Genomic DNA, 9038 nt, shown 5'->3' with positions numbered 1-9038 from the left:
TGATCTGCTGCCCCACGTCGGCACCGTGGACGCCGCCCGGGACCTGGACCTGATCAGGGCGGTCCTCGGCGACGACAAGCTGCACTACTTCGGCAGGCCACGACGTCACCGGGGTGCACCTGGCCCTCTCCGCGAACCCGCAGTCCTTCCGCACCGGCGCACGCGGCTGCTGCACCATCGAGGACTCGCGGGACGCGCGCCGCGCGGCCGACGTCATCGGCATCCCGTTCTACGTGTGGGACCTGGCCGAGCGGTTCCGCGAGGACGTCGTCGAGGACTTCATCGCCGAGTACGAGGCGGGCCGCACCCCCAACCCGTGCCTGCGCTGCAACGAGAAGATCAAGTTCGCGGCGCTGCTCGACAAGGCGCTCGCGCTGGGCTTCGACGCGGTATGCACCGGCCACTACGCGACCGTGGTGACCAAGGAGGACGGCACCCGGGAACTCCACCGCGCCTCCGACATGGCCAAGGACCAGTCGTACGTCCTCGGCGTCCTGGACGAGAAGCAGCTCGCCCACGCGATGTTCCCGCTGGGCGACACGCTCACCACCAAGGACGAGATCCGCGCCGAGGCCGAGCGCCGCGGCCTCGCCGTCGCCAAGAAGCCCGACAGCCACGACATCTGCTTCATCGCGGACGGCGACACCCAGGGCTTCCTGGCGTCGCGCCTCGGCAAGGCGGAGGGCGACATCGTCGACGAGACCGGCACCAAGCTCGGCACCCACGAGGGCGCGTACGGCTTCACCATCGGCCAGCGCAAGGGCCTGCGCATCGGCCACCCGGCGCCCGACGGCAAGCCCCGCTACGTCCTGGACATCTCCCCGGTGAACAACACCGTCACGGTCGGCCCCGCCGAGGCCCTCGACGTCACCGCCCTCACCGCGATCAAGCCCCGCTGGTGCGGCACGGCCCCCTCGGGCCCCGGCGCCTACACGGCCCAGCTCCGCGCCCACGGCGGCGAGACCCCGGTGACGGCCGAGCTGGTCGACGGCGAACTCCACGTCACCTTCGCCGAGCCGGTCCGGGGCGTGGCCCCGGGCCAGGCGATCGTCCTCTACGACGGCACCCGCGTGGTCGGCTCGGCGACGATCGCGACGACCACGCGCCGCGACGCCCCGGAGCCGGCCACGACGGCCTGATCCGGAAGACGGGTCCTCGTCGGCTTCTTCGTCGGCTTCTAGTCGGCCGCCTCCGCGAAGAAGCCCCGCAGCACCGGCGCCAGCACCTGCGGTGCCACCTCGTGGATCTGGCCCGTCAGGGTGGTGTGCCGGGCGCGGGGCACCGCCGCGGCGACCGCGCGGGCCGTGTCGCGCGTCCGGGCCGGGCTCGCGCCGCCGTCGAGGACCAGCACGCGCGCGGTGACGGCGGCCAGCCGCTCGGCCGGCGCCGGGACGGCCCCGTACGGCGGCTCGTACACCGACAGCCGGCGGATCGGCAGCCCCGCCGCGGCCGCCTCCAGGGCGAGCACCCCGCCCGAGGAGGTGCCGTGGACGTACGCGCTGCCGCCCGCCCGCGCGATGAGCGCCGCCAGGTCCTCGAGGTCGGTCTCCCCGCCGTGCCGGTCATAGGTGTACGTGGTGAAGCGCGGCGCCAGCAGCCGGGCGAGCGCCGCCTCACCCGCGCCCGTGCCGGGCGCCCCGCTCACCAGGATCAGCGGCGGTCCGTCGCCGCGCCGCTCGTACTCCGGCACCGTCGTGTTCAGGTTCTCCATACGGGGGCAGACCGGAGCCGGACGCGAAACTCATCGCCGCGGTGTCACACCATCTCTGTTTCGTAGAAACAGAGGTGGTCCTTGATCGCGGCGACCTCCGCCTTGGGCTCGGGATACGCCCAGGCAGCGTCCTTCGCACCGTCCAGGGACCAGTACGACGCCGTCCCCTTGAACGGGCAGTACGTGTGCGTGTCCGAGGGGGACAGCAGGTCCATCCGTACGTCCGCCGGCGGCAGGTAGTAGCGCACCGGGCAGCCCGTCTCCCGCAGCACCAGCGGCCGCCGGCTCTCGGCGATCACCCGGCCCCCGTGAACGACCCGTACGTGGTCCGTGCCCGGCTCGACGGTGATGCGGTGTCCTGTCGTCGTCATGACCGGTCCAACGGCGGCACCCGGCCCCCGATTCCCCGTACCGTTGCGCCATGAACATCTGCGTCTTCCTCTCCGCCGCCGACCTCGACGACCGCTACACCGCGCCCGCCCGCGAGTTCGCCGAGCTGCTCGGCAAGGGCGGTCACACGCTCGTCTGGGGCGGCTCCGACGCCGGTCTGATGAAGGTCGTGGCGGACGGGGTCCAGGAGGCGGGCGGGCGGCTCGTGGGGGTCTCCGTGGAGTTCCTGGCGCACAAGGCCCGGAGCGGCGTGGACGAGCTGGTCGTCGCCAAGGACCTCGCCGAGCGCAAGGCGCTGATGCTCGCGAAGTCCGACGCCGTCGTCATCATGGTCGGCGGCACCGGCACCCTGGACGAGGCCACCGAGATCCTGGAGCTGAAGAAGCACGGTCTGCACACCAAGCCGGTGGTGCTCCTCAACGCGGCGGGCTTCTACGACGGCCTGAAGGAGCAGTTCCGGCGGATGGACGCCGAGGGCTTCCTGCCGGTGCCCCTCACCGACCTGGTGTTCTTCGCGGAGGACGGCGTCTCCGCGCTCGCGTACCTGGAGGAGGCCGCCGGGATCCAGTAGCCGGTCCGGTAGTGCGAGCATGGCCCGTATGGCTACACATCTGATCACCGGGGCAGGGTCCGGCATCGGCGCGGCGGTCGCGCGACGGCTGCACGCGCGGGGCGACGACCTCGTCCTGCTGGCCCGCGACGCCGGGCGCGCCAAGGAGCTGGCCGAGGCCTACCCGGGTGCCCGTACGCTCGTCGGCGACCTCGCCACCCCCGACCGGCTCTCCTGGGCCTTCTCGCACCAGTCCCTCCCCGACCGGCTCGACTCGCTGCTGCACATCGCGGGCGTCGTCGACCTGGCCCCGGTCGGCGACCTGACCCCCAAGACCTGGCGCCACCAGCTCGACGTGAACCTGCTCGCCCCCGCCGAGCTCACCCGGCTGCTCCTGCCACAACTGCGGCTTTCCCAGGGCCATGTCGTCTTCGTCAACTCCGGCGCCGGTCTCAGCGCCCACGCCGAGTGGGCCGCGTACGCCGCCTCCAAGCACGGCCTCAAGGCGCTGGCCGACGCCCTGCGCCACGAGGAGCACGCGAACGGCGTACGCGTGACCTCGGTCTACCCGGGCCGTACGGCCAGCCCCATGCAGGCCAAGGTGCACCAGCAGGAGGGCAAGGAGTACGACGCCTCCCGCTGGATCGACCCGGAGTCCGTCGCCACCACGATCCTCACCGCGCTCGACCTGCCGCGCGACGCGGAGATCAACGACCTGACGGTGCGGCCGGGACGGTAGGGACGACGGGCCGCCTCATGCCGGCGCGTACGCTTCCCGGGTGAGCGAGAACAACGACTTCAGCTGGGGCCCGGCCACCGGGGTCGGGTCCATGCCGGGCGGCGACGCGCGTGAGGCCGTCAAGACCGTCACCGGGTCCTTCGAGGACTTCCCGCACCTCCCCGAACTGCCCGCGCGCGGCCCCGGCGCCGACATGATCGGGCGCACCCTCGGGATGCTGGTCGAGATGTACGCGCACCTCGAGCCGAGCGGCTGGCGGATCAGCGACCGCCCCGGCCGCGACACCCGGCGCGCCCGGTCCTGGCTCGGGGAGGACCTCGACGCCCTGGAGGAGTACACGCAGGGGTACGAGGGGCCGCTCAAGGTCCAGGCCGTGGGTCCGTGGACGCTGGCCGCCGCGCTGGAGCTGCGCGGCGGCGAGGCGGCGCTCGGCGATCCGGGCGCGTGCCGCGACCTGGCGGCGTCGCTGGCCGAGGGGCTGCGCGCCCACCTCGCGGACGTACGGCGCCGGGTGCCGGGCGCGCGGGTGGTGCTGCAGCTGGACGAGCCGTCCCTCACCGCCGTCCTGCGCGGGCAGGTGCGGACCGCGAGCGGCTACCGGACCTACCGGGCGGTCGACCGGCAGGTGGTCGAAGGCGCGCTGCGGGACATCGTCGGGGTGAGCGACGGTCCGGTGATCGTGCACTCGTGCGCGCCCGACGTGCCCTTCGCGCTGCTGCGCCGGGCGGGCGCCGCGGGCATCTCGTTCGATTTCTCCTTGCTCACCGAGCGTGACGACGACCAGATCGGTGAGGCGGCCGAGGGCGGCATGAAGCTGTTCGCGGGCGTGGTGGGGTCCACCGACGGCCCGTTGTCAGACCCTGCCGGTAGCGTCATGGGTGTCAGGACGCTGTGGCGCAGGCTGGGGCTGCGTCCGGGGGCTCTCGCGGAGTCCCTGGTGATCACCCCGTCGTGCGGGCTGGCGGGCGCCTCGCCCGCGTACGCCCGGGCGGCGCTCGCCCACTGCGTCAGGGCGGCGAGATCGCTCGCGGACAACCCTGAGTAACGTAGGCAACGGGAGGATTACGGTGGCTGTCGAACAGCAGGACGCGGTGCCGGCCGAGGCACGGGAGAAGCACGCGCAGCTGGCCGAGCAGGTGGAGGAGCACCGCTTCCGGTACTACGTGAAGGACCAGCCGGTCGTCAGCGACGCGGAGTTCGACAAGCTGCTGCGCTCGCTGGAGGTGCTGGAGGAGGAGTATCCGGAGCTGCGGACGCCCGACTCGCCGACCCAGAAGGTCGCCGGGGCGTACGAGACGGAGTTCACCGCCGTCCAGCACCGCGAGCGCATGCTCTCGCTGGACAACGCCTTCGACGACGCGGAGCTGGCCGCTTGGGCGGACCGCGTCGCCAAGGAGGTCGGCACCTCCGCGTACCACTTCCTGTGCGAGCTCAAGGTCGACGGCCTCGCCGTGAACCTGACGTACGAGAAGGGGCGCCTGACGCGCGCCGCGACGCGCGGCGACGGCCGCACGGGCGAGGACATCACGCCGAACATCCGCACCATCGCGGACGTCCCGGACCGGCTGCGGGGCGAGCGGATCCCGGAGCTCGTCGAGATCCGCGGCGAGGTCTACTTCCCGATGGAGAAGTTCGAGGAGCTCAACGCCCGCCTGGTGGAGGCCGGCGACAAGCCCTTCGCCAACCCGCGCAACGCCGCGGCCGGTTCGCTGCGCCAGAAGGACCCCAAGATCACCGCGACCCGCCCGCTGCACATGGTGGTGCACGGCATCGGCGCCCGCGAGGGCCTGGAGATCAGCCGGCTGTCGGAGGCGTACGGCCTGCTGCGCGAGTGGGGCCTGCCGACCGCCCGGCACAACAAGGTGGTCGACGACATCGAGGGCGTGCGGGAGTTCATCGCGTACTTCGGCGAGCACCGCCACTCCGTGGAGCACGAGATCGACGGCGTGGTCGTCAAGCTCGACGAGATCCCCCTCCAGGGGCGCCTCGGCTCCACCTCCCGCGCCCCGCGCTGGGCGATCGCTTGGAAGTACGCGCCGGAAGAGGTCAACACCAAGCTGATCGACATCCGCGTGGGCGTGGGCCGCACGGGCCGGGTCACGCCGTACGCCCAGGTGGAGCCGGTCACGGTCGCGGGCTCGGAGGTCGAGTTCGCCACCCTCCACAACCAGGACGTGGTCAAGGCCAAGGGCGTGCTCATCGGCGACACGGTGGTGCTGCGCAAGGCCGGTGACGTCATCCCGGAGATCCTCGGCCCCGTGGTGGACCTGCGGGACGGCACCGAGCGCGAGTTCGTGATGCCGTCCGAGTGCCCCGAGTGCGGCACGCCGCTGCGCCCGATGAAGGAGGGCGACGTCGACCTTCGCTGCCCGAACGGGCAGACGTGCCCCGCGCAGTTGCGCGAGCGGCTCTTCTACCTGGGCGGCCGCAAGGCCCTCGACATCGAGAACTTCGGCTATGTGGCGGCGGCCGCGCTGACCAGGCCCCTGGAGCCGGCCGAGCCGCCGCTGAGGGACGAGGGCGACCTGTTCGACCTGACGATCGAGCAGCTGCTGCCCATCAAGGCGTACGTCCTGGACCAGGACAGCGGGCTGCCCAAGCGGGATCCCAAGACGGGCGAGGAGAAGATCGTCACGGTCTTCGCCAACCAGCAGGGCGAGCCGCGCAAGAACGCGCTGGCGATGCTGGAGAACATCGCGGCGGCCAAGCAGCGGCCGCTGGCGCGCATCATCACGGGCCTATCGATCCGTCATGTCGGCCCGGTGGCGGCGGAGGCGCTGGCGCGCGAGTTCCGCTCCATCGACCGCATCGAGCAGGCGACCGAGGCGGAGCTGGCGGCCGTCGAGGGCGTCGCCGACACCATCGCGGCCTCGGTCAAGCAGTGGTTCGAGGTGGACTGGCACCGCGAGATCCTGCGCAAGTGGCGGGCCGCCGGGGTCCGGATGGAGGAGGAGGGCACCGGGGAGGACGAAGGACCGCGCCCGCTGGAGGGGCTGACGGTCGTCGTGACCGGCACCCTGCAGAACTACACCAGGGATGGCGCGAAAGAGGCGCTCCAGAGCCGCGGAGCGAAGGTGACGGGTTCCGTTTCGAAGAAGACGTCCTTCGTGATCGTCGGCGACAACCCCGGTTCCAAGTACGACAAGGCCATGCAGCTGAAGCTTCCGGTTCTGGACGAGGACGGCTTCACCGTCCTGCTGGAACAGGGTCCTGACGCGGCGAAGGACGCCGCCCTCCCGCTCGAACAGTAGGAGCGAAAGGGCGGGTTCCGGACACGGAACGATGGGAAATCATCACCCGTTCAGCGCATACCAGATGGATAAGGGTGGCCGGGTCGCATTCGGGCAAGAGCTGTAGAGCGGTGCCCGTCGAAGCCTTCCGCGGCCTACTGTTGAGACGTGCGCCTGTCGTGCGCGGCCGCGGAGTCCGGTTTCGGCCGTGGTGGCATGACAACAGGCCATCACGTGGCAACGGCACAGCCGGCTGTGAGAGGGACGGAATGAAACCGACCGAGAGTGCCGCCCCGGTCTCACGGCCGTGTGTGTACGCGGCCTGCGAGGGCATCGCATCGAGGCTCCCCGCCATGGTGGTGGTCCTGGCCGGACTGCTCCTCGCGACCGGGCTCTTCAGCGCGGTCCGCGACGGCCACGCGCTCTTCCCCGGCGCCGCGGCGGGCTGGTCGCTCGCCGTGCTCACCGGCATCATCGTCGGCCACCTGGTGGCGCTGGGCCGCGACCGCTGGTGGGGCGGCACCGGCTCGGGCGCCGCGCTGACCCTCGCGGTGCTGCTGCTGTACGGATGGGTGCCGGCCGGGCTGGTCAGCCTCGCCGTCGTCGTCCTGGTGGGTGTGGCCCGGCGGCACCGCTGGCGCCAGGGGCTGCTGCACGGCGCCGCGGACATCCTCGGCATCGGGGCGGCGGCGCTGGTGCTCGCCGCCTTCGGCGACGTACCGAGCGTCGAACGCCCGTGGCGACCGCTCGAATGGGGGATCGAGGCCGTACCGGAGGTGGCGCTGGCGGCCACGGCGTATCTGGTGGTGACCCGGCTGCTGCTGTGGTACACGCTCGCCCCGCAGAGCGGCGGACTGCCCACGGCCGCCCGCACCGCGCTGCTGCGCCAGGGGCTCGTGGCGGTCGCCCTGCTCGGCATCGCCCCGCTGATCTGCGTGGTCGCGGTCTCCCTGCCGGTGCTGCTGCCGCTGTTCGCCGTCCCGCTGATCGCGCTGGACTCCACGCTGTGGATCGCCCGCGCGCGGGCCGAGGAGCAGCTGCGCGACCCGCTGACCGGGCTGCCCAACCGCCAGTGGCTGCTGGAGCGGACCTGGACCGCCCTGGAGGACGCGGAGGGCGAGGGCGCCCGGGCCGCGCTGGTCCTGATCGACCTCGACCGTTTCCGGTCGGTCAACGACACGCTCGGTCATCTGGCGGGCGACCGGCTGCTGCTCCAGATCGCCGACCGGCTCCGGCTGGCGCTGCCGCGCGGCGCCGAGGCGGCCCGGCTCGGCGGCGACGAGTTCGCCGTACTCCTGCCCACCGCCGACTCCACGACCAGCGCCCAGCGGGTGGCCCGGCAGCTGGCCGCCGAGCTGTCCTCGCCGCTCGACCTCGACGGCCTCACGCTCGTCCTGGAGGCCAGCGCGGGCGTCGCGGTCTTCCCCGACCACGCCCGCGACGCCGAAGGGCTCCTCCAGCGCGCCGACGTCGCCATGTACCAGGCCAAGCGGGACCGCACGGGTGTGGAGGTGTACGAGTCCAAGCGCGACTCCAACACCCCGGACCGGCTCGGCCTCCTCGGCGACCTGCGGCGCGCCCTGGACGCCGGCGACGTCGAGCTGCACTACCAGCCCAAGGTCGGCTTCGACGGGCACGTGGCCGGCCTGGAGGCCCTGGTCCGCTGGGTCCACCCGGAGCGCGGACGGGTCCCCCCGGACGAGTTCATCGCCATCGCCGAGTCCTCCGGCCTGATGCCCCACCTCACCGAGTACGTCCTGGAGACCGCCCTCGGCCAGGTCGCCAAGTGGCGCGCCCAGGGCCTGGAGGTCCCCGTCGCCGTCAACGTCTCCCCGCGCGACGTCCACAGCCCCGGCTTCGCCGGCGCCGTCGCCGCCCGGCTGGCCCGCCACGGGGTGCCCGCCGGATTCCTGCAACTGGAGATAACCGAGCACGTCCTCCTGGAGGACCCCCAGCGCGCCGCCGACACCCTCGCCGGCCTCACCGGCCACGGCGTCAAGATGTCGCTCGACGACTTCGGCACCGGCTACTCCTCGCTGGTCCACCTGCGCCGCCTCCCGGTGAGCGAGCTCAAGATCGACCGCTCCTTCGTGGCGCGCCTCGCCGTGGACAACGAGGACGCCGAGATCGTCCGCTGCACCGTCGACCTCGCCCATTCCCTCGGCCTCCTCGTCGTCGCGGAGGGCGTCGAGGACGACGAGACCTGGGAGCGCCTGCGGGACCTGGGCTGCGACGCCGTCCAGGGCTGGCTGGTCGCCGCCGCGATGCCCCCCGCCGAAACCACCGCCTGGCTGCGCGCCCGCGACCCCCAGACCCCCGCCCCCGCCCCTCTGCCCCCGGCCGAACTCCCGGCTCCGCCGCCCCCGTCCCCCCAGAGCGCGGACCAGGTGGTTCCGTAGGGCTGTCGTACGGGACCCT

7 protein-coding genes and 1 pseudogene are annotated in these 9038 nt (G+C 72.6%); 6 read left to right on the top strand and 2 right to left on the bottom strand.

Annotated elements, in window-relative coordinates; all coding sequences use genetic code 11:
• Positions 1-92 precede the first annotated feature (92 nt).
• Positions 93-1139 (top strand): annotated as a pseudogene (mnmA, locus tag ABZX67_RS24020) (tRNA 2-thiouridine(34) synthase MnmA); the annotation flags it as partial.
• A gap of 38 nt (positions 1140-1177) precedes the next feature.
• Here the strand turns inward: mnmA and ABZX67_RS24015 are convergent.
• Complete coding sequence (locus ABZX67_RS24015) at positions 1178-1711, bottom strand: alpha/beta fold hydrolase (RefSeq protein WP_355363443.1); 534 nt, start codon at positions 1709-1711, stop codon at positions 1178-1180.
• Between the two features lie 44 nt (positions 1712-1755).
• Complete coding sequence (locus ABZX67_RS24010) at positions 1756-2082, bottom strand: DUF427 domain-containing protein (protein WP_355363441.1); 327 nt, start codon at positions 2080-2082, stop codon at positions 1756-1758.
• 50 nt (positions 2083-2132) lie between these two features.
• On the opposite strand from ABZX67_RS24010, the gene ABZX67_RS24005 reads away from it, so the two are divergent.
• From ABZX67_RS24005 to ABZX67_RS23985, 5 genes are all read left to right on the top strand, one after another.
• On the top strand, positions 2133-2672 hold the full coding sequence (locus ABZX67_RS24005) for a TIGR00730 family Rossman fold protein (RefSeq protein WP_355363439.1): 540 nt from the start codon (positions 2133-2135) through the stop codon (positions 2670-2672).
• 19 nt (positions 2673-2691) lie between these two features.
• Positions 2692-3390 carry an SDR family oxidoreductase gene (locus ABZX67_RS24000; protein WP_355363437.1) on the top strand — a complete coding sequence of 233 codons (699 nt, stop codon included), beginning with the start codon at positions 2692-2694 and terminating at the stop codon, positions 3388-3390.
• A 40-nt stretch (positions 3391-3430) separates the two neighbouring features.
• Positions 3431-4435: a methionine synthase gene (locus ABZX67_RS23995; RefSeq protein WP_355363435.1), complete on the top strand. Its 1005-nt coding sequence runs from the start codon at positions 3431-3433 to the stop codon at positions 4433-4435.
• 22 nt (positions 4436-4457) lie between these two features.
• A complete protein-coding gene (gene ligA / locus ABZX67_RS23990) occupies positions 4458-6641 on the top strand; it encodes an NAD-dependent DNA ligase LigA (RefSeq protein ID WP_355363433.1) in 2184 nt (727 codons plus the stop codon).
• A 332-nt stretch (positions 6642-6973) separates the two neighbouring features.
• Positions 6974-9019 carry a bifunctional diguanylate cyclase/phosphodiesterase gene (locus ABZX67_RS23985; RefSeq protein ID WP_355363430.1) on the top strand — a complete coding sequence of 682 codons (2046 nt, stop codon included), beginning with the start codon at positions 6974-6976 and terminating at the stop codon, positions 9017-9019.
• Positions 9020-9038 lie beyond the last annotated feature (19 nt).

This window comes from Streptomyces sp. NPDC003036 (assembly GCF_040611175.1).
Classification (GTDB): Bacteria; Actinomycetota; Actinomycetes; order Streptomycetales; family Streptomycetaceae; genus Streptomyces.
Note: the sequence above shows the minus strand (reverse complement) of the source record. Positions and strands in the feature narration are given on the sequence as shown.

Excerpts from the sequence above, each read along its gene's own strand:
- ABZX67_RS24015 (WP_355363443.1), bottom strand. The coding sequence starts at position 1,711 with ATGGAGAACCTGAACACGACGGTGCCGGAGTACGAGCGGCGCGGCGAC.
- ABZX67_RS24010 (WP_355363441.1), bottom strand. The coding sequence starts at position 2,082 with ATGACGACGACAGGACACCGCATCACCGTCGAGCCGGGCACGGACCAC.
- ABZX67_RS24005 (WP_355363439.1), top strand. The coding sequence starts at position 2,133 with ATGAACATCTGCGTCTTCCTCTCCGCCGCCGACCTCGACGACCGCTAC.
- ABZX67_RS24000 (WP_355363437.1), top strand. The coding sequence starts at position 2,692 with ATGGCCCGTATGGCTACACATCTGATCACCGGGGCAGGGTCCGGCATC.
- ABZX67_RS23985 (WP_355363430.1), top strand. The coding sequence starts at position 6,974 with ATGGTGGTGGTCCTGGCCGGACTGCTCCTCGCGACCGGGCTCTTCAGC.